This window comes from Paenibacillus sp. GL_099_B (genome assembly GCF_057835695.1).
Genome location: NZ_CM174430.1, coordinates 4,441,753 through 4,462,208 on the forward strand (window position 1 = coordinate 4,441,753; position 20,456 = coordinate 4,462,208).

Below are 20,456 nucleotides of genomic sequence, written 5' to 3' on the forward strand. Positions count from 1 at the left end.
CCTGAGTGTATCAATAAATATGAACTTCTGAATCAGTCTGCGGTCCAGTCCTTTCTAATTCCCGAGTCTGAGGTGTATGGATTGAGAACTTATTTATTCGTATGCTAAGATAATGGTTCAAACCTTTTTCTAGAACAATCAATTTATGGGATAAGACCCAAATAAGAAAGGACACTATGAATCCTTCATCCATACCATCCCTGTTGCAATCAATGATTCCGCCGCTGGATCTGCGTAGTTGCTTAGTCAGCGTACGTGGTGAGCTTATATACGAGCACTACCGCAATCAACAAGCAGCAACTCATATTGCAAAAATCAATTCCTGTACCAAAAGTGTGCTGTCCGCACTCATATGTATTGCGATGGATCACGGGTGGCTGTCCAAAGCTCCTACTCCAATCTCCACCTTTTTCCCGCAGTTGGTGTCAGACCCTGACTCCCGTAAACCGGAGATTACGTTAGAGCAGTTATTAACGATGACGGCCGGATTCAACTGGGACGAATTCGGAGGACAGAATTCATTTCCGCGCATGACACGTACGGATCACTGGGTAAAATTTGCGTTGGAACAACAATTAAGTCATGTGCCAGGTACATATATGGAATACAATTCGGGGGTATCACAAATATTGTCTGCCATCCTCATGCAAAGTACAGGTATGTCCGTAGCCGAGTTCGCGGAACGTTATCTATTTGGTCCTTTGGGGATCCAAAACTATGAATGGGAAAGTGACCCACAGGGTGTGCATACTGGGGGGTTCGGCTTAAAGATGTTGCCTCAGGATTTGCTGAAATTCGGGCAACTGTTTTTGCAACAAGGCATGTGGAACGGGCAGTCGCTAATTTCAATTGATCTGGTTAGTCGCTCTACAAAACCTGCCATTACAGTTACTCCACCCAATCATGGTAGTTACGCTTGGCATTGGTGGGTGGATGCCTATACCAACGAAACTTCAGAAGCTAAGGTTGCGGAACAGGAACAGCCCACTCCCATACTCCATTATTACTACGCCCGTGGATTTGGCGGTCAATTTGTATATATCGTCCCGGATCTGGAACTCGTTGCCGTGCTCACCAATGACAAACGAAAGAAGGAAAAACCGCCGCTGGATGTGTTCCCCAAACGGATTGCACCCCAATTGGCGAAACTCTTATAGACCTTTTCTTTAAGTTGTGGATCATACAAAATAACCCCATAGTTTACCCGGCATTCACCGGTAACTATAGGGTTATTCAATTACTTCTTAACATCAATCCTCAGACCAAGGTCATCTCACCAGAACCTCTTCCACAGCAAAGGTTATGGGATAAGGACCCGATTCTTTGTTTGAGAGGACAACAACTTGCACGTTGTGATCTGGATATACGGAAGACATGAACGACACGCCAGGATCGAAACCCATCACATGATATTTAAATAACTGTTCCCCTCTCCGATCAATCCAGATCCCCTGCCCATAATAGGTTTCATCATCCTCATGAACATATGGCATGATTAACTTTCCCGTTGTTTCTTCGCCCAACAGTTCATTACTGAATAACGCATTCCAGAAACGAATCATATCCGGCGCTGTTGTATAAGCTCCACCATCAGCCCCACCCTTAACAGGAATGGAAAAAATGTTACTTGTCCACGAGCCGTCCTCCTGATCCATATATCCGATCGCAGTATTACGGGGAAGACGATCTGTCTCGAAGTAACCCGAATCCAACATGCCGCACTTGTTAAAAATATATTGCTCTACATAGTCCGTAAACGACTGCCCCGTGTGTTCTTCAACAATGAGGCCCAATACGATAAATGCCGCATTATTATAATGGAACCGTTCACCCGGAGCTGATTTCATGTGCTGATGCTGAAACATCGGCAGAAAATCATTCAATTGCCGCATCGAATAGACGGGCCGTTCCTTCCACAACTCAGCGAAATCCTCCATCACTTCTTCATCAAAATAGTCCGGGATGCCTGAAGTATGTGTTAACAGCTGCTGAATTGTAACTCCTTGATCCCATAGAGGAAACTTAATGCTCAAGACATCTGCCAATCTGGAATCATACGATAATTTCCCTTTTTCAATCAATTGGCATATACTCACTGCCGTAAAAATCTTGCATCCAGATGCAATGGCAAACCGTGTATCTGGCTGATTCAAACGTTCATCACTTCGATTGGCATATGCACGAGTCGTACTTAATAGTGTATGCCCGTTTTGTTTTATCAAAACTACGCCCGAAAAATCAACGTTCTCCATCACTTCTGTTATTCTGCGAGTTAGATCCGTTATACGCTTCATTCATCGTTCACCTAACTTCTTCTAATTCAATTTCCATGCTCAGATGCTGTTCAATCACGTTATTGTTCCAATGTTAAACAGTCCATTACCGCAAGCCTTGCAGATCAGCCTCTGAACTTCCGACCTCCGTCTTCCTATCACGGGAAGATCTCGTATTAATTAGGTAGTATAACGTTGCGTAGACCGTAAGAATAAACATGCCAAAGAACATACAGAAAGCCAGCGATGGACGACTTACACTCTCATGCATAAGTTCAACTAGCGTCTCGCGATTGGTTAACGCATCCCAGCTGTTCAGGCGATATACACGTCCCAGCAGAACACCGTAACTACCCAGAGCACAACCCCCAAGCACAAAGATCCATGAAACCCAACGTCCCATTTTGTAATGGATCACTTCCTGAAGCTGATACATCGACAGGAATCCGAGCAACAAGCCCGTCCAAACGAACATTAAGACCACGATTAAGTCATACCAGTACTTGTAGTCCAATCCATTGCCTCCGCCATAATAACGGGAACTGCGTGCCGTCAGGTGAACAAGATCCGTTACAATGTAGGAAGAGTTGGGAAAGAACAATAGCCATAGCAGTCCGCTCGCAACGCCAAGCCATGCTGCCCCTTTCCATTTTACATGGCTAAAGCCATAGGCCACATATGAGAATACAAAAGGTATCCAGCCCAAGAACAGGTTCCAGATGAGGAAGCGAAAATAGCGCTGATCCAGCCAATCTGCAGCCGCGTAATACAAACCAAGGGTCACCATCGTGACCACACTAAGGAAAATAAATATTTTGATATAATTCAGTTTTCTCAATGATATTTACCTCACTTGATCCAATGAAATACATTCAGTTCCGAAAATAGCGGATAATCTCTTCCTTGTTCTTTTCCACACGTAGATTCAGTCCACGTTTATCCTTTAACCCATATTGCTTTAGTTCATGTTCCGGATCAAGCACCAACGGTTTGGTTGCTACATCCTCCAACAAGTTCATTGTCAGTTGATAGGCTTCACGAAGCTTATCCACCGGAATAATGGATTCATACCGCTTAATCAACTCAATCAGACGTTCCGCATACACCAGACGCACCATACTGTCCGCACTCGTCAGTTGTCTTGATGCGAAGGCTGTAATTGCAGCGATAATCAGCGGATTCGCATGATATCTGGCAATCGACGTAAGCTCATCAACTGCGCCCCAGTTCATGATGGATAATTCAGAAGTTAACTGATGTATCCTTTCTTCCATCCATGACTGCTCCAGCTCTTGCGGCACATCCCATTGTTTATATTCCGCATAAACACCACCATGATGCATTTGAATAGCGCTCCCATAATGTTTAACGAATAACCCTTTGGGAACACTCCAATCGGTTTCCATCCAACCACCACCATACCTGTCTCTATTTTCGTTTATAACCTACACACATTACATAAATTTACTGTTGAAGACCATACTAGGATCATACCACTTCCCAAAGGAGAATCAAATTCACAATGAATCCAAATTCAATGCAACCCCAAAACCAAATGCAACCTACAACTAATGCAAATCCAGGTCTCACCCCTCAGATGAACCATGGCGGACATGAAATGTTCGATATGCATGAAATTCTGTCAGGAGCCATCAACGTGTTGGATCAATACATGATCTTCAGGACATTTGTACAAGACACTGAACTTCTTAGTATTCTTGATCGTCAATACAACTTCATGTTGTCCCAATATAATCTGACTGCAGAATGTTTCTCAACTGGACAAAAACCGCATCAGGAGACGGCAACCTACATGATTCCGAACATCGTGCCACCTGTATATGGCCTCAAACCATCCGCTCCAAAAAAGCCAAATCAATCCCTTTCGGATGTCAAAGATGCAGGCATCAGCGGTCATATGCTGGGATTAATTAAGTCTCACGCCTCTTTGCTGGCCATGTCTGCACCTGAAATTACGAATGGAGCTGTACGCCGGGTTATCGCTTCGCAGGTTCAACAGTTTATCGAGATGGCTTACGAAATTTTCACGTATCAAAATCAACATGCCTACTATCAAGTGCCTCAACTCAGTGCAAATGATACCACACAGATGCTTCAGGCCTACGTTCCAGCAAACGGCACACCTCAGATGCCAATCAACAATAAACCACCTCTACATTAATTAATTTAAAATAAGCTTAATCAACAAAGAACAGTATCTTCAACCCACTCAAGGTTGAAAGATGCTGTTCTTTGTTATTTCCAGAATCATCTCATGTTTGCAGCATATCTTGAATAACACATTTTATTTTTAAAGAATACTACCTTGAATTGATTGCCAGAAACTGGTTTAATCAGAATGTGGTCACAACTACTCATTATGTAACATGGGAGGTTTTTGAATGCGGTTGAATCCATCAATTAAACTTGGTTTTCTAGCCATTACATTAAGCTTTACGGCCATCTGTGCAACTCTGATAACATCCCAAACTACATTGGCTGCACCTGTCCCAGCTTCCAAAGCGGTATATCATCAATTTCAAATGTATTCAAAAAATGCAGTGAAATCCACGCCCAGCCTGGTTCAGGCACGTAAATATCTATTGAATCATATCGATGAAGTCGGACCTTGGCAGGCCACCTTGATGACCCTTCAACTGGAGAATTTGCAAAAGATCAGACTGGCTGACTTGGATCATAAAATGTATACGGAACTGTTTCAAAGCGTTCTCTATGAAGCCCATACCAACATAGGTTATGAACAAAAGCTTACATATAGCAGTCTGCTCAAAGTGATTAAAGATCCAACGGTTCGCAAGCTCTTGCAGGAAGCTACCGATCTGGGATTCAAACTGGAAACCAGTGAAGGTCTATACTATCCCATCATCAATTATGAGGTGTACAAAAAGTTTCAGCCCTACGTGAAACCTGACATTGTTGCTTACATTGATATTATGGCTGCGGAATCCAACCAGCCCACAACTTCCGATGCGGCCTTTATCATAACCTGGAATGAACTCATCCGGCGTACTCTAGAGAAGGAAGCTTTCCTGAATAACTTTCCAAGCTCTAATCGTGCGTCAGTAGTCAAGAATTCACTGTACGTTGGTTACCTGTTTTATGGAAGTGATAACTCTCCCGCCTATGATTGGTACACGGAAGAAGAAATTCGTACTATCGATCCAGAAGTGAAAAAAGCATACCAGAAGGCTGTGGCAAATAGGGAGCCCAATACGAAGAGTGTCCTTCTGGATACAGTGGAGAAGATTTTACATCTTCTCGATGAGAACAATGACGAACTTACCCCGGAAATTAAAGAAATCACTGACCATGTTGAAAGCCTGTTTGCCAATGATTAATGAGTGTAACCGGTCCAAAGTAAAAAAAGCGGCACCCTCTTTACAGGTGTGCCGCTTTTGCTTGCCTTTATGACTTCTTATTCCATTCCGTTCCAATATTGTACTATGTCGTCGATACTGATGTAAGTTTGTCTGGATTCACAACGAGATAGAATCCCTCAATCCGTTCTCCGAGAGAGTCCAGCTCCAGACACAGCACTTCGGACAACCGCCCGTTCTCCAATAACGCAAAGTGAGACTCTCCGTTGATAACTGTGGGCACCCACTCTCGTTCTCGCAATCTGGTAAGTACCCTGCGAGAGGTCAACAAAGCGAGTACACCTTTATGAACTCTCATCGTTCTCATGACCGTATGCACACGTCCACCGCCATCTGCCGTAAAAACGGGTTGTTCGGCAAGCAGCTCAAGCATCTCGGAGACATCATAATTTAGAAAAGCGGTTGTAAAACGAGCCAGCAATTGCTTTTTTGCAGCATAATTTGCAGAACTCTGTTCCATCGGCGGAAGCCTATCGGGAAGCTTGCGTCTGGCCCGACTAAAGATCTGACGGCAGTTGCTCTCTGATTTGCCCAACCAATCCGCTATTTCCGTATATTCATACTGGAAAGCCTCACGAAGTACAAAAACGGCACGCTCTATCGGGGAAAGCTGCTCCAGTATAACCAGATAAGCATAGGAGATCATCTCCTTCTGCTGCACGGTTTCTTCCGGAATGTTTCCCATTTCACCGTAACTCATCGGCTCGGGAAGCCATTCTCCAACATAACTTTCCCTTTGATTACGGGCAGAGTTTAGCAGATTCAGACTCCGGTTTACGATTAGTTTAGCAATATAGGACTTGGCATTACGGATATCATCAAGAGACTTGCTCTGAAGCTCTGCAAAACAATCCTGCACAATATCTTCAGCCTCCACAACACTGCCAAGCATGCGGTAAGCAATGGAAAAGGCATAGGCTTTATAACGAATATACAATTCACCAACTTCCAGAGAAGACACTTCTGGCTCATTGGTGAGGGGATTGAATTTCATGAGAATGGCCTCCTCTGGCAGATGGTCGAATGTTTACTTAATTAAAGCAGCCTGGATACATCCCTGTTGTAATGGCAATCCGGTTCCAGCTATTAATCGTGTTGATCGCCATGATCAGATCCAACAGTTCGGCATCACTGAAATGTTTTTTAACTTTTTCATACAATTCAAGTGGCACGCCTTGATCCGAAATAAGGGTTACGGCTTCAGCCAGTTCCAGCATAACACGTTCTTTTTCCGTAAACAAAGGTACCTCACGCCACACACTCAACAGCAAAATGTGATCGGCGTAATCTCCAAGCTTCAACAGATCTTTGGCATGCATATCGAGACAAAACGCACAGCCATTGATTTGCGATACACGGATTTTCAACAGCTCATATAACACTTTATCTTCAAACTGACCCGAAACATGCTGCTCCATAGCCATCATTGCTTTGAAAGCCCCTGGATTAGCCACTCTATAGTTTACTCTTAAACTCATTGCATTCGCCTCCGTATTTTGGTCTACAACCTTAAGACAAATCAAGGCTCACATCTGTGACATTTTTTCTATAAAAAATTTCTTCAGCATATTCGGGCACAGATTTAGCTTAAAAAAGTTAAGATGATTAATCTGCGTGGAGCTTGCCCGGCATGAATATATTTTACATAAAGCGTTATGTATAAACTGATAATTCCGTATTTATGTTAGCTGTTTGATGTTTTGTTTGTGATTTTGAACAAATAATGATTATACATATTGATACACGAAACAAAAGAGTAGTAACATACGGCTACAAAGTAAACTTTCCTAACATAAAAAAATGAACGATTCATTATCCTAGCAAGGAGTGACTTCCATGATAACTTCCAATTCCAATCCTCAACTTACATCCGAACTGCCTCGCGGCTGCACGTTCTCCGCTGAAGACTGGCATGTATTATCTCAATATTGGTATCCGATTGCCCAGGCAAGCGAAGTGACAGATAAACCACTGGCCGCTCAATTGCTTGATGTCCGCTTGGTCCTGTATCGCAGCAACGACAAAGTTGTAGTTGCCAAGGATCTTTGTTTTCACCGTGGTGCTCCGCTCAGTAAAGGTTGGGTGGAAAATGGAGAAATTGTCTGCCCTTATCATGGTTTCCGTTACGACTGTGAGGGTAAATGTACCGTAGTTCCTGCACACCCAAGCTCCAAAATATCTCCCAAACTGAAACTTATCGTATATCCTGCGGTCGAACGTTATGGCCTGATCTGGACTTCACTCGCCGGTACCGACGAGCAGATTCCTGCATTCCCGGGATGGGATGATCCGGATTATATCAACATCCTGCCCCCGAACTTTGATATCGCAGGTTCTGCTGGGCGTCAAATGGAAGGATTTCTGGATGTATCCCATTTTGCCTACGTGCATACCGAGACGTTCGGGGACCGAAACAACACGGAAGTGCCCCAATACAAAGTAAAACGCGAAGGCAATGAACTGCTTGCCGAATACTGGAGTTCCGTTAGCAACTATGGCAAAGGTCAGGATAATGTGGCACCCGAAGGTTTTCAGTGGCTGCGTGAATTCCGCGTATTTCCACCATTCGCCGCATCACTTACCGTTCACTTCCCGGAGAACGACAAGCTGAACATTCTGAACTGTGCCTCTCCCATCTCAGCACGTTTTACGCGGTTGTTCTGTCCGATTACCCGTAACTTTGACAAGGATGCTCCGATAGAAGATACAATCAAGTTTAACTTGCAGGTGTTTGAGGAAGATCGTGAAATGGTGGAATCACAAAAGCCAGAGGATTTGCCGCTGGATCTGCATGCAGAAGCGCACATTCCCGCAGACCGTACCTCTATCGCTTATCGTCAGTTATTGACAGAACTTGGTTTGGGACGAAATTACACATCATAAATTGAACAAAAATGAACAAAAAAAGAAGTGTTCATACGAACGCTTCTTTTTCTATAATTGCTACACTTTCGCTCGTGACAATGTACTGGGGTTGATCCCACTTATGATATGCCTATCTGTGTGACTTACCCTTGATTACTCGTGCTTACAGGAAGTTCTGTATAATACAGACAGCCTGGTTCGTGAATAATACGGGGATCAACCCATGTTCCCCAATATGGAAGGCGATTCACATACGGCTGTGCGTTAGGCTGGCTATTCGGGTGTGGCATGTTTGTGGCTGGGGAAACTTGAGTAACACAGTCCACAGGCGGTCCAACGATTACCGTTTTTTGAATTGGAGCAAGCGTTTCCTTCACCTTGTTCTCATCCAGACAATACGTGTGGGCCAGAACACTCGCAGGTGTCAGTCGTAAAATGTCCGAGCCAAATATAGCTTCAGGAACCGGGGCATCGAAGATAGCCAGCAGATGGGTCTGATCTACCGTTGCAATTTCATAGTGCCACCAGCCTTGCGGAACATTCGCTACTTGACCCGGGGTAATCGTAAAGTTTAACAACTCATTGGTAAATGGATTGATGAGGGAAACGACGGCTGAACCACTGATACAATACACCAGCTCGGATGCATTCTGATGAATATGAGGTTCAACCACATTGCCCGTGCTAAGAAAAATGTCCAGCAAGGACACGTTTCCCAATGTGTTTAGTTGATGAATGGAGAGAAAGTTAATATAGTTATTTCCGTCTTTTTTGAAGAAAGGATTCTGGTTCACGTCAAATGTAAATTGGGTGGTTGGTAAGGTGTAGTCCATATAGGAAGTTGCCAAAATAAAACGCCTGCCCTTCGCTCTCGGTTTAGGTGATAACCTATACGCCAGCTTATGCTCTGGGCTTTTATGCGTGAGCCCATTTATGCCCAAGGCTCGTTTATCTAAACAAACCCTGACGCTGAAAGCATGATTAGGGTTTGTTCGTTATTTGTCTTTTTTCATGTTCCAAACCTCTTGCCAACTGGTACCGAGCGGAATGTTCATCAAGTCCACATACTCCAACCAGTTCATTCGTGTAACGATATCTGGTGTCCCATCAATTAATGAATTCGTAACCAGCAATGCCCTGAGGTTTTTAAGTTTCACCAGTTCGGGAGGAAACTCTCGTATACCGGAATAAACAATTTCCAGATATTTGAAGGTAAGGCTGGAGTCTTCGCAATACTTTTGAAACCCCTGGTGGTTCGTCTTCATTGTACCGTCGTCTGTCAACTAGTAAAAAACGATCAGTCTTCTCGATCAATTCGTCAATCAACTGTTCATAGGCAGTGCCTCTTGGATCAGTATGAAAAGAAACGGTCAACACTCATCTCCCCCCTCTGCGCTTGTTTCGTTATGTTAAATCCGTTGTGTCATCTGTTTACATCGTGGCATAGGCTAATATCATCAATTGAGTCATTGGAGGCATGCAACATGGCGTACGGCCCTAGTTCTGTTTCGTCCCCGCAATCAGCGGGTTATCCTTACCCTTATTATCCACCACCACCTTATCCCTACCCTTATCCATATCCATACCCACCCTTCGTCCCGTTTCCACTGCCATTTCCGATCGGTGGTCCTTGGTGGCACGGTGGCTATCCGGGTGGTGGCTACCCAGGCGGACCACACGGTACATTCCCTGGAGGCGGCTATCCTGGAGGTCCTCATGGCGGAGGACCTCATGGAGGAGGGCATGGAGGACCAGGGGGGCCTGGCGGAGGTTTCCACGGCCATCGTTTCTTTCAAGGGTAAAATAGCAATGCAGGAGCTGCTACCGGCAGCTCCTGTCCTTGTTCAACTTTCTTTTAAAACATCTCATGATTCCCTTCTTTTGAACGGCTTACTGCCTGCTCAATACTCAATCTCATCCATAATCTTCAGATTACGGTTGGACACTTCCAGCAAGTCTCTAAACGTCTCAGACACATAATAAACAAAATCCGGATCATGCACATACATAATAATCTGTCCGTAAGTCCCCTTCTCTGCCGGATCAAAATCAAGCATCAAATAAAGGGAGCCTCCCGCCATCGTTGCAAAAGGTATCCACGCTTTATGGAATAAATAGGGCTTAATCTCGGGGTCCAGTTTGCTGATCTCTTCCGCGGAATAGTACTCGTCTAGCTTCTCATCCACTTCACAGAAGTATTGTTTGGTTTCTCGAATTTCCTTCAATGACATCAGATAAAACGGGTTACATTCCTCTGCCTCCGCATCACCCGGATACAAGATATGAAATGCATAACCACTACCGTCCTTACGCTTATAGAAGGCACGGAAATCCTCTGGCAGCTGGACGCCATACTCCGTCTCAAATGCGGTTAGGCTGTGCTCAGAAGCACCCTCCCGATGCTGGTATTCCTCGTATAACTGTCGAATTTCGTCATCTTGGATTTTTTCGTTCAGGAGCTCATTCAGCGCATCGAACAATTCATTCCATTTTGCATTAGTCTCAGGTGTCATGATGCATCCCTCCTCTTCCCCACCGTCTTCGATCAGGACCATAACTTCACAATCTAGCGTAGGTCGATTCAGTACAGGAGCCAAGACATACAAGATTCCCATAATTACACAAAAATTTTCTTCAGTCTTGATCTTCATTTATTGGGGTTTACCAGCGTAAAGGTTCTTCTCCACGCCATAACACATAGCGCTCAATTTCACGGAGGTTGCCTGTGCCTATGCCATACTCATCCATCAGATAAGAGTGTAGATCAAGAATATGCAGCATGCCCCCGAACGTACCCACTGCAAGCTTGGACTGGTCAGGAGAGCTCGCCAAGGAATAGATGGTGCTGCCTACAAAATGTCTCCACACTTCCTGCCCATCACCATTCACACAATATAAATATCCGTATGCGTCACCAAGCACCATACCTGCATCCAATTCTACTGCAGCATAAACACGGGCATTCTCATCCATTACAGGCCAATTTTCATTACTCTCATTACCATCGATCGTTTCCAGCTGAACTTGTATTGTAACACCGTTATAAAAGTGACAGGCATTAAACCATACCTCTAAGCTGTCTGCAGTGAATACCGCATAATGTGGATAGCTGGATGCAGGATAAAGCGAATATGTCTTATTCTGTTCGCGATCCAGAACCATATGGTTACTAACCTGGCTGCCGTAGGCAATCCAGCGACCGTCACGTGAGACTGCTGCATGACCCATATCAATCTGTGTATCTTCCAACTCATATTCTTCGATCTCTGCAGGATCCGGGTGCAGCAGGGATACCTGCTCTTGGTCTACCAGGTAGATTCCATAATTGGAGAAGATAAGAACGGATTTCCCATCATTAAATGGAATAAGTCCTTCAAGTGTGCGTTCTGGATGCTCACAGTCAGCAAGGGATTCAATGCGTGGCAAAGCCTTCTGAATACTGGATTGAATATCTTCCCAGCTATGCACCGCAAGCTCTTTTCCTTCCAGTTGACGATCTGGTTGTCTGGTGATGCGAATACCTTCCGATCCGGCCAGCGCATAGTCTACGCCGTCTGACGAACAACCTGCGAAGGTATACTGAGAGAATGGCAACCATCCATCTTGATCAGCCGTATATACACAGCCATTCTCCGTGAAGGTGCCGGTTGTGAATACTATTGTTTCTGTGTTCAGATAACCTACTACCCGAACGGCCTGCATGGAAGATTGAAAATTTTCGTTCATTGGCCATGTTGCAGCAGGCAGTTCAAGCCGAAGCCGTTCCAAATCCCCTTGAAGATTAGCTTGCTTCACCATCTCCCACACTTCAGTGCTGATCTGCGTTCTGGCATCCTCCGCGAGCTCCGATTCATCCAGTTGTTCTCCTGCCATGCCTCTGCGTACAAGTGCATTGACATCTTTTGCGTATCGTTTGCCTTCATTACGCCATGTTTCCGCAATTTCTTCGTTTATCCAACTCAATGATTATTCCTCCACTCCGCCTATGTCCATAACTGTACAGTGATGTGCCAGCAAAAATTGATCCAGATCATGATCCGTTGCACCTTCCATCCCAGGCATTTCTTCATAGAAAAGCGCAATTTCCCTGCCGTTCGTATAATTAAAGCGTAAATAGCCACCCATGGAGACCCTAAAAAGCTTACATGTATACTCATTTTCCATCACTGCATCCCACTTGAATTTACTTTTACACAAATCGGCCATTTCTTTCATGGAGCCTTCACGCTCAACGTTAACCAAGTGGTAGAACGTATGGTTTCGCAGCTCGTTCCACGGTTCAAAATACGCCGGGGTCAGCGGTTTATCCTGATGGTAATATTCGCAATAGATCTGGTCCAGTGTCTCTCCAAAGTCTGCTTCAGAGCATGTCCATAGAATAATATGCTCATCATGACGCGGGAGCCACAACAATCCCTTCACATCTGGATGAATCGCCAGGAAATCACCATCCACCGAACTGCCGATACTGATGCACTCCTGAAGCTGATCCTGAGTAACTGGTGTATCCTCCGTGTGCATCCAAAAATCATATTCAGCAAAAGGTTTCAGTACCTCCTGATCCGGCCGCTGCACATTCATCCAGCCCGTATACGTGCCTTCCCCGTATTGTTCCAGCCATTGGCGATATGACGCAGGTAACGAGATGGAATGCTGTTCTTCAAAATGATCCAGTTCCTTAGCCGGTACGGGCTTCAACGCACGAGTTACTATATACATTCACGACATCTCCCTAAGATCGTTTCGTTCAATTCACGACAGTTCATTCAATCGATCAGCAATTCAACCAGGTTAAGGCTAAGCCAATTCTTCCTGCACAATCTCGGTTAGTACACCCTTGCGGTTTACAATGCTAATGGCAAATGCATCATAGCCGTCACGTTTCACCTGTTCAAAATCCATGCGCTCTCCCGTAATTAATTCGTAGGTTCCGTCTTCATCTACATCTTCCCCGAACTCATCATCCCACGGTACGTTGTAAAAGGCAGATAGCTTTACTTCAAATATGTCTTCCCCTTCGACGTCCAGGTAGGGCCTTAGCGGCCTGTTATTATGGTCTTCCTCTGGATATGTCTCACACAACATGGCATCATAACCATGTTTGGCTGAATCGATGAGCAAGTAACGTTCCCCTGTTACGGTATGCTCTGCATATACAATGAGTGGTGTCGAATCATGCCAGGTTATCAGATCATCTTCGGTTAAGTCACCATAATAAAAAATATGGAACTTGTCATGTCCATCGCTCGTTTGCAACTTGCCTTTCCATTCGACTTCATGAGTCTGAACATCCGAAATCTCCCGAACCAAACCTTCCAAATATGTAGGTCCTTTATGTACACCAAATAAATTCATGATCTCGCCTCCGCTTTATTCATTCGAATAGTTACGACTTTATGTTCTTCATCCACATCCAGCTTCACATCGATGTCTAACTTATCATGGAACAAAGCCGTAACGTTGATATAAGGATCACGAGCAGCTTCGCTGCCTCCATTGCTAGAACGACTCATCCCCTGATGAATGATAGATTGAACCAGCTGTCCATCCCCTTTTCCAGTATTTTGATAAGTATAAATCACTTCTTTGTCCTTATTATAAAAATTCAACACCGTTGTAAAATCTTTGGCATTGGTATATTGCTTTTCAGATTTTACATATTCATTTTCTGTGGATTGATAGCTCACTGTACCCGCCAGATAGGGATTATCTTCACTGGGTCGAACATCAAACTCCTGATAAGCGATGTGAAAAAGGTATTGGATATGATTCATATCTACACGGTAATATAACTGCCTGTTGTCTTCCTCCTTGTCCATGGCAGCGAAACTGTTGATGAGCGGCCAGGCTTCATAGGATTTGCCATTCACGTCGACAGCAAGAGCATAATCAGAGAGCACCTTCTCTTTTTGAAACACACCATACGTCTGTAAAATGAAATAGGCTGGAATGAGTAACGTGCCTATAATCACTGCAAATATAGTAATCTTTAAACGAAATTTCATGATCATCCTCCTTTATAACTCCTTCAGGAAAAATCATAGAATGCCGCATTTCATTACCCACATGGAGTATGACCGAATCCAAACAATCAACATTTACCAGTTGTACTATCTAAAATTATATGAAACTATGTTGCTGATCACAAGAAACCTAATCAGATAAGCTCATCGTTTTTACAAAAACGACGTCACAAAGTATGTTTCGCATCACAAGGTTGTGGCCTCTATGTTCTTAAATAAGAGGAGACTCTTAATGTTTGGGCTCTCATGATGGTGTATACTCTAAGTCAAAGATTAATTTGCCATTTGTATTGAAATTGGAAACATACAAGAACGCGATTCGATGTGGTACTATATAGCAGTAAAAATAATTTCTTGGGATTGTGATAGGATATGGTTAAATCAGTCGAACATACCTCCTAAAATGAAGAATTCAATATTATTTTTAGGAGGTAATAATTAATGATTTTTAATCGGATTGACGTAGAGAACTGGAGCAGAAAGCCCTATTTCGAACATTATATAAACCATGTTAGATGCACCTATAGTATGACGGCTAATATTGACATAACCCGGTTGCTAGCCAAACTTAAGAATAAGGGAATTAAGCTTTATCCAACCCTAATCCACATGATAACAACGACGGTAAACCGCCACAGGGAGTATCGCACCAGTCTCGATTCCGATGGCAGATTGGGTTATTGGGACAGAATGTCGCCTAGCTTTACCATTTTCCATGATGAAGATAAGAGTTTTTCAAGTATGTGGACTTTGTACAGTGAAGATTTTAATGATTTCTACAAACGATATCTTGATGATCTAGAGAAGTACGGAAATATTAAACAATTTGTTGCGAAACCAAAAGAACCACCAAATACCTTCCCCATTTCTAGTATTCCGTGGGTCAGTTTCTCCAGCTTCAATCTGAACGTCTATAACGAAGGAACCTATTTACTACCCATTTTTACAATGGGAAAATATTTTCAGTCTGACAGAAAGATACTGCTGCCACTATCGGTCCAATTCCATCATGCCGTTTGCGACGGCTACCATGCCAGTATGCTGTACAATGAGTTACAATCACTCGCAGATCAGTATACGAAATGGCTGTGAATCGATTCATTAGTTAATAAAAGTTCAAACAAACAGCGTCAGCCCAGGACATCATTTTCTCGTCCCTGGCTGACGCTGTTTTAATTCTCCAATTTTCATAGAGAAGCTATATCATCAGACTGATAAAACAATAAACTATGTTATCCTTACTGGGCCGTTAAAATCAGCGATTCGTCCGCCGTGATTGCGATCGTATGCTCATATTGCGTCCACAAAACCGCTAACTCTAAACCATCATTTTGCGTAGTGAAGATATATATCTTGAACGAATGACGAAGAAATAGAAGGTCTGTGCCAGCAGAAATGCACCAAATACGGTTAATACCGGAACAGTATAATTCGTAATACCGAATTCAGTCAGAAACGGCTTAACAACAACGAGCGTTTCAACAATTGAGATCAGGATTGGGAAGAAAAAGAGAACCGCGATCTGAATTGTGGATGATCGTTTCATCTCCTGAAAACTGAGACCCATTTTAGACAAGGAATGCACCATTTTCCCATCTGCCTCCAGATCCGTGTGCAGCCTGAAATAGAGAAAGCTGGCTGAGGAGATCGAGAAGATCAGTCCAATGAATATCCCCAAAAAGGTAAAGAGTGCCGTTGTCTGTCTGAATTCTTCGAAGTCAGCATATCGCGTCGTGAAAAAGCCAGAAAAGTCTTTATCATTAGAGTTATTCCTAATGATCTCATCCATGCCCGCCAGCCGATCGCTAACCATTGCTTCGGATGATTGCCGATCAGGGACCGATCCCCCCCATGAAGGGATATGATAAAGATATTTACCGGACACAGAATCTTTGTCCAATTGTCCGGAAAGAGCCTTAAACTCTTCATCACTTACAATAACTAGGGCTGAGGTATACAGAAGCCCGTTGAATTCCGGTTCATTTTCAGTATATTTAATATCGAATGTAACTGGCCCTGAATTCATATCCAGCGTTAACTGATCGCCCTTGGCATAGGAACGAAATCTTTCTTCATGTCGAGGCTTCTCCACATTGCGTGAATCAATGAATATACTGGCATGAGCTGAGAGCGTATAGGTCGGTTTGTTCTGGATTGTGTTGAACTGGTTGAAATCACTTAGAGACATTACACTGATGCCGCTATCATCCGTACTTGTCCAAAAATATTCCAGATAAGCATTCTGATATTGAAGACCCGCAGCGTCAAGAACCTCATTGACGGGTGCCATGTTAGGTTCTTCCGATGCACTGTACACGTTATAACGAATAGGAAAATGATTGTCTCTAAATACTTGTCGATTTTGTTGATCCAGCGACAAAATGACCACTGCACTCATGGAAGCAATCGCAATAACCACTGTCACCATAAACAGCATGCGTGCGTTATCTTTTATTTTGTAACTCATCTCGGAAATCCATAGCAAGCGTGTACCATGCCACACCCGTTTGCGATTACGTTTCAACAGACGAATGCCCAGCACGGATAGCTGCGAGTAGAAAAAATACGTACCTGCAATGCCTGTCACAGCAGCGATCAGAATACTCTCACTCGACAAACTGCCGGAAAGCGCAATGAATCCCGTAGCCAGAAACGCAAGCCCGAGAATAGAGAATATCCATGATGCTTTAGGTTCCTTTTTGGGTTTGCTCGAACCCGTTAGCAGCTCCAATGCTCGCTTATTTCCGATAAAGACCAATGTAAACAGGGAAATGCAAAAGAACAGTACTATAAAAGCAATTACCGTAATCAACATGGCCTTCACAGGGAAATAAAAAGGAAGATCTTCCATACCGATAAATCGGGTGGTTAACATCAGGAACAGCTTGGATAATAACATGCCTCCACCTATTCCAGCCACAATGGACAGACATCCGATAAACATATTTTCCAGAATGACCAGTCTTCGAATCTGTCCTGGTTCTGCGCCCAAGATGGTAAGAATACCGAATTCCTTGTTCCGTGATTTCAGAAATGCACTAATGGAATACATAACAAAGAAGATCGCGAAAACGTATACGATGACGGAGGCAACCTGCATTCCCGCTGCCGTAGTCTTGCCTATCGGCATTTTCTCAACAAACGGATGATAGATAAACATCGCATATGCAAAGAAAATCATGACCATGAATGCACTACTTAGGAAAAAGGCGATGTACGCTCGCCCGTTTCGACGAATGTTGTTAAAGGCGAACTGAGGAAAGCTCATGCGAATTCCCTCCCCAGAAGGATAATGTATCAATAATCCGTTGAAAGAACGTTTGGCGGTTATCGCCACGATGCACTTCGGCTGCGAGCTTGCCATCCTTGATAAACACAATCCGATGGCAATAACTTGCGGCAAGTGGATCATGCGTGACCAGCATAATCGTTGTTTTCTCTTGCTGGTTGATCTGTTCAAGCGACTCCATTACCGCTTGAGATGACGTGGAATCCAGCGCACCTGTCGGTTCATCGGCCAGTACAATAGATGGCATATTAATCATGGCCCTGGCAATGGCTGTACGCTGCCGCTGTCCGCCCGAGATTTCATAGACGCGTTTATCCAGAATGTGATCAATTCCAAGGTGAGTGGTAATCCGATTGAGTCTGTTCTCCATCTCCTTCAGCTTGACCTTGTCCAGCGTCAAGGGGAGTACTATATTTTCAGCAACGGTCAAGGTATCGAGCAGATTAAAATCCTGAAATACAAACCCGAGTTCACGGCGTCGGAACATGGCGAGTTCTTTCTTTTTCATATCAAACGGATTCATGCCATTAATCAGCACCTTGCCTGAACTTGGCTCATCAATGGTCGAGACCATATTGAGCAACGTCGTTTTCCCACTGCCCGATGGCCCCATAATCCCTACAAATTCACCCTGCTTGATGGTCAGATGAATATCACTAAGGGCTTGAGTCTGCACTTTGCCCTGATACACTTTGTTTAGTGCCGAAACTTGTAACATTTCCATGGTGTTTCCCCTCCAACTAAACTATGCTTTCTTTTCATATCCTTATCCTAAACGACCTCCTACAACCCTGCTATCGATTTACCTTAAACTTTCCTTACACAGCGTTTAAGGTTATGTTCCCCCTCCTTCCTATTCCATAAAAAAAGCACCTCGCCCATAGGCAAAGCACCTCTATTTTCGATTCATCCAGCTGAATCGGACCAATGTTCCTTCATCCGGTTTGGAGAACAATTCTATCTGGTTACCCAAACGTGTACTGATCTCACGGACCAGATATAATCCCATACCCGTAGATTCATGATACTGTCTTCCCCGCTCTCCGGTGAAGTAAGGATTAAATACACGTTGAATATCTTCAGCCGATATGCCGATACCCTGATCCTGAATATCTAATACGATTCGTTCTTCCTTCATATAGGCAGTAATCATGACTTTTTTTCCTACTTTGCTATCTGAGTAATTGACGGCATTGGTCAAAATCTGGGTAAACATGAACCGCAGCCATTTGGAGTCACTATAGACTCGAAGGTCGTTGTCCATTCGGATATCCGGCGTAATTCCTCTGCGAATAAACAAACGTCGATTCTCAGCTACGCTGCTTCTAACCACCTCGGGTAGAGACAGAAGCTCTACGCGAAAATCCCCTTCGAACTGTTCCAGGCGTGAAGAATGAAGTACCATTTCCAACCCTTTGCGAATTTTATCCAGCTCATCCTGTATGCTGCCAGCAGTTTTATCATCATCCACATCTTCCAGGGTCAACTGAATAATGGACAAGGGTGTCTTCATCTGATGGACCCAACGATTCATGAATACAACCTGCTGCTCACTATGAATGCGCAATTGACCCATCTCATTCTGACGGTTACGCTCCAGTTCATGCATCAATTCCTGTAAAGAATTAGCCACAGGGGCATTACCAAGTGATTGGAAAGGCTCTTGTACCAGCCGTTGTGGTTGCTGGAGCACACGGTAATATGGATGGAGCTGGAAATAACGCACGGTCAGATACACGAGCAATACCACTGTACTCAGAAACATGCCATAAAGAACAATCCTCATGGGGCGATCCTCACCTGAAAGCCAATATACACATGGGACAAGTAGCATTTGCAGCAAATAAAATCCGATGAGGGGTAGCTGATCTCTTAAGAACAGTTTCATTGTCGGTCCTCTTGGACAGGTGACTCCAAATCAAGCAATCGATAGCCCGCTCCGCGAACGGTTTCCAAAACTTCTTCAGCCCCCAGATCCTTCAGCTTGCGGCGAACACGTGTAATGTACACATTCAACGTATTATCATCAATAAAATGCTGATCCTCCCACATCAGTTCAAGCAAACGTTCCCGGCCCACGACCCGACCTGCCTTGGCCATCAGCGCTTCGACCAATATGGATTCCTTCTGAGTCAGCTCCACGTAAAGACCATTGAACTCCAGTACATATCTTTCGGGGTACAGCAGCATAGAGCCATTTTTCACTTTCATTTCTGGTTGAACAGCTGCATACATCCCATATGCTCTACGCAGGTGACTACGAACTTTAGCAAGTACGACCTCATATTGAAAAGGCTTCGTAATATAATCATCCGCCCCATGTTCCAGCGCCATAACCTGATCCATGCCACTGTCACGAGCCGAAATAAATAGAATGGGACATATGGAATGCGAACGGATCTGTCTACACCAGTAGTAGCCATCAAATTGAGGCAGATTTACATCCATCAATACCAAATCCGGGCCGATCTGCACGAATTCATCCAGAACATGACGGAAATCTGCCACAATCTGCACTTGAAAACCATTTCGGATCAGATATTCACCCAGCAATCCTGCGAGCTTGGCATCATCTTCAACCAGCAATATCGATTGCATCGTCAACCTT

At 44.1% G+C, this 20,456-nt stretch carries 22 protein-coding genes; 6 read left to right on the top strand and 16 right to left on the bottom strand.

Features of this window, described 5'->3' with window-relative positions; translation table 11 throughout:
• Positions 1-176 precede the first annotated feature (176 nt).
• Positions 177-1,157 carry a serine hydrolase domain-containing protein gene (locus AC3ITG_RS20070; protein WP_489251150.1) on the top strand — a complete coding sequence of 327 codons (981 nt, stop codon included), beginning with the start codon at positions 177-179 and terminating at the stop codon, positions 1,155-1,157.
• Positions 1,158-1,268: 111 nt separating this feature from the next.
• Here AC3ITG_RS20070 and AC3ITG_RS20075 read toward each other — a convergent pair whose 3' ends face one another.
• From AC3ITG_RS20075 to AC3ITG_RS20085, 3 genes are all read right to left on the bottom strand, one after another.
• Positions 1,269-2,294, bottom strand: a complete 1,026-nt coding sequence (locus AC3ITG_RS20075) for a serine hydrolase domain-containing protein (protein ID WP_489251151.1) — start codon at positions 2,292-2,294, stop codon at positions 1,269-1,271.
• Positions 2,295-2,379: 85 nt separating this feature from the next.
• The gene (locus AC3ITG_RS20080; RefSeq protein WP_489251152.1) at positions 2,380-3,111 is read right to left on the bottom strand and encodes a DUF1361 domain-containing protein; all 732 of its coding nucleotides are present in this window, start codon (positions 3,109-3,111) and stop codon (positions 2,380-2,382) included.
• A 34-nt stretch (positions 3,112-3,145) separates the two neighbouring features.
• Positions 3,146-3,679: a hypothetical protein gene (locus AC3ITG_RS20085; RefSeq protein WP_413372236.1), complete on the bottom strand. Its 534-nt coding sequence runs from the start codon at positions 3,677-3,679 to the stop codon at positions 3,146-3,148.
• A 131-nt stretch (positions 3,680-3,810) separates the two neighbouring features.
• Here AC3ITG_RS20085 and AC3ITG_RS20090 point away from each other — a divergent pair, with 131 nt between their 5' ends.
• Together AC3ITG_RS20090 and AC3ITG_RS20095 are read left to right on the top strand one after the other, a co-directional pair.
• Positions 3,811-4,455, top strand: a complete 645-nt coding sequence (locus AC3ITG_RS20090) for a spore coat protein (protein ID WP_489254504.1) — start codon at positions 3,811-3,813, stop codon at positions 4,453-4,455.
• 220 nt (positions 4,456-4,675) lie between these two features.
• Positions 4,676-5,632: a hypothetical protein gene (locus AC3ITG_RS20095; protein WP_489251153.1), complete on the top strand. Its 957-nt coding sequence runs from the start codon at positions 4,676-4,678 to the stop codon at positions 5,630-5,632.
• A 103-nt stretch (positions 5,633-5,735) separates the two neighbouring features.
• On the opposite strand, the gene AC3ITG_RS20100 is transcribed toward AC3ITG_RS20095, so the two are convergent.
• Together AC3ITG_RS20100 and AC3ITG_RS20105 are read right to left on the bottom strand one after the other, a co-directional pair.
• Entirely contained in the window at positions 5,736-6,665 is a 930-nt protein-coding gene (locus tag AC3ITG_RS20100) for a sigma-70 family RNA polymerase sigma factor (protein WP_489251154.1), read from the bottom strand.
• A 37-nt stretch (positions 6,666-6,702) separates the two neighbouring features.
• Positions 6,703-7,149 carry a carboxymuconolactone decarboxylase family protein gene (locus AC3ITG_RS20105; RefSeq protein WP_489251155.1) on the bottom strand — a complete coding sequence of 149 codons (447 nt, stop codon included), beginning with the start codon at positions 7,147-7,149 and terminating at the stop codon, positions 6,703-6,705.
• Positions 7,150-7,507: 358 nt separating this feature from the next.
• Here AC3ITG_RS20105 and AC3ITG_RS20110 point away from each other — a divergent pair, with 358 nt between their 5' ends.
• Positions 7,508-8,554, top strand: coding sequence for a Rieske 2Fe-2S domain-containing protein (locus tag AC3ITG_RS20110; protein WP_489251156.1), 1,047 nt, complete (start codon positions 7,508-7,510; stop codon positions 8,552-8,554).
• A gap of 125 nt (positions 8,555-8,679) precedes the next feature.
• Here the strand turns inward: AC3ITG_RS20110 and AC3ITG_RS20115 are convergent, their stop codons facing one another.
• Positions 8,680-9,384, bottom strand: coding sequence for a cupin domain-containing protein (locus tag AC3ITG_RS20115; protein ID WP_489251157.1), 705 nt, complete (start codon positions 9,382-9,384; stop codon positions 8,680-8,682).
• A 147-nt stretch (positions 9,385-9,531) separates the two neighbouring features.
• The gene (locus AC3ITG_RS20120) at positions 9,532-9,801 is read right to left on the bottom strand and encodes a hypothetical protein (RefSeq protein WP_489251158.1); all 270 of its coding nucleotides are present in this window, start codon (positions 9,799-9,801) and stop codon (positions 9,532-9,534) included.
• 219 nt (positions 9,802-10,020) lie between these two features.
• On the opposite strand from AC3ITG_RS20120, the gene AC3ITG_RS20125 reads away from it, so the two are divergent.
• Positions 10,021-10,338 carry a hypothetical protein gene (locus AC3ITG_RS20125; RefSeq protein WP_489251159.1) on the top strand — a complete coding sequence of 106 codons (318 nt, stop codon included), beginning with the start codon at positions 10,021-10,023 and terminating at the stop codon, positions 10,336-10,338.
• A gap of 99 nt (positions 10,339-10,437) precedes the next feature.
• Here the strand turns inward: AC3ITG_RS20125 and AC3ITG_RS20130 are convergent, their stop codons facing one another.
• From AC3ITG_RS20130 to AC3ITG_RS20150, 5 genes are all read right to left on the bottom strand, one after another.
• A complete protein-coding gene (locus AC3ITG_RS20130) occupies positions 10,438-11,049 on the bottom strand; it encodes an SMI1/KNR4 family protein (RefSeq protein WP_489251160.1) in 612 nt (203 codons plus the stop codon).
• A gap of 148 nt (positions 11,050-11,197) precedes the next feature.
• Entirely contained in the window at positions 11,198-12,499 is a 1,302-nt protein-coding gene (locus tag AC3ITG_RS20135) for a hypothetical protein (protein WP_489251161.1), read from the bottom strand.
• A 3-nt stretch (positions 12,500-12,502) separates the two neighbouring features.
• Entirely contained in the window at positions 12,503-13,255 is a 753-nt protein-coding gene (locus AC3ITG_RS20140) for an SMI1/KNR4 family protein (RefSeq protein ID WP_489251162.1), read from the bottom strand.
• A 78-nt stretch (positions 13,256-13,333) separates the two neighbouring features.
• On the bottom strand, positions 13,334-13,891 hold the full coding sequence (locus AC3ITG_RS20145) for a hypothetical protein (protein WP_489251163.1): 558 nt from the start codon (positions 13,889-13,891) through the stop codon (positions 13,334-13,336).
• Entirely contained in the window at positions 13,888-14,541 is a 654-nt protein-coding gene (locus tag AC3ITG_RS20150; protein WP_413024957.1) for a hypothetical protein, read from the bottom strand. The genes AC3ITG_RS20145 and AC3ITG_RS20150 overlap by 4 nt, the downstream gene beginning before the upstream one ends.
• Positions 14,542-15,000: 459 nt before the next feature.
• Here AC3ITG_RS20150 and catA point away from each other — a divergent pair, with 459 nt between their 5' ends.
• The gene (catA, locus tag AC3ITG_RS20155; protein WP_489251164.1) at positions 15,001-15,651 is read left to right on the top strand and encodes a type A chloramphenicol O-acetyltransferase; all 651 of its coding nucleotides are present in this window, start codon (positions 15,001-15,003) and stop codon (positions 15,649-15,651) included.
• Positions 15,652-15,877: 226 nt separating this feature from the next.
• Here the strand turns inward: catA and AC3ITG_RS20160 are convergent, their stop codons facing one another.
• The 4 genes from AC3ITG_RS20160 to AC3ITG_RS20175 all read right to left on the bottom strand — a co-directional run bounded on the left by AC3ITG_RS20160 (position 15,878) and on the right by AC3ITG_RS20175 (position 20,446).
• Positions 15,878-17,827, bottom strand: a complete 1,950-nt coding sequence (locus AC3ITG_RS20160) for an FtsX-like permease family protein (RefSeq protein WP_163757457.1) — start codon at positions 17,825-17,827, stop codon at positions 15,878-15,880.
• Positions 17,802-18,572, bottom strand: coding sequence for an ABC transporter ATP-binding protein (locus AC3ITG_RS20165; protein ID WP_163757455.1), 771 nt, complete (start codon positions 18,570-18,572; stop codon positions 17,802-17,804). The genes AC3ITG_RS20160 and AC3ITG_RS20165 overlap by 26 nt, the downstream gene beginning before the upstream one ends.
• A gap of 171 nt (positions 18,573-18,743) precedes the next feature.
• On the bottom strand, positions 18,744-19,634 hold the full coding sequence (locus AC3ITG_RS20170; RefSeq protein ID WP_489251165.1) for a sensor histidine kinase: 891 nt from the start codon (positions 19,632-19,634) through the stop codon (positions 18,744-18,746).
• 98 nt (positions 19,635-19,732) lie between these two features.
• The gene (locus tag AC3ITG_RS20175; RefSeq protein WP_163757451.1) at positions 19,733-20,446 is read right to left on the bottom strand and encodes a response regulator transcription factor; all 714 of its coding nucleotides are present in this window, start codon (positions 20,444-20,446) and stop codon (positions 19,733-19,735) included.
• Positions 20,447-20,456 lie beyond the last annotated feature (10 nt).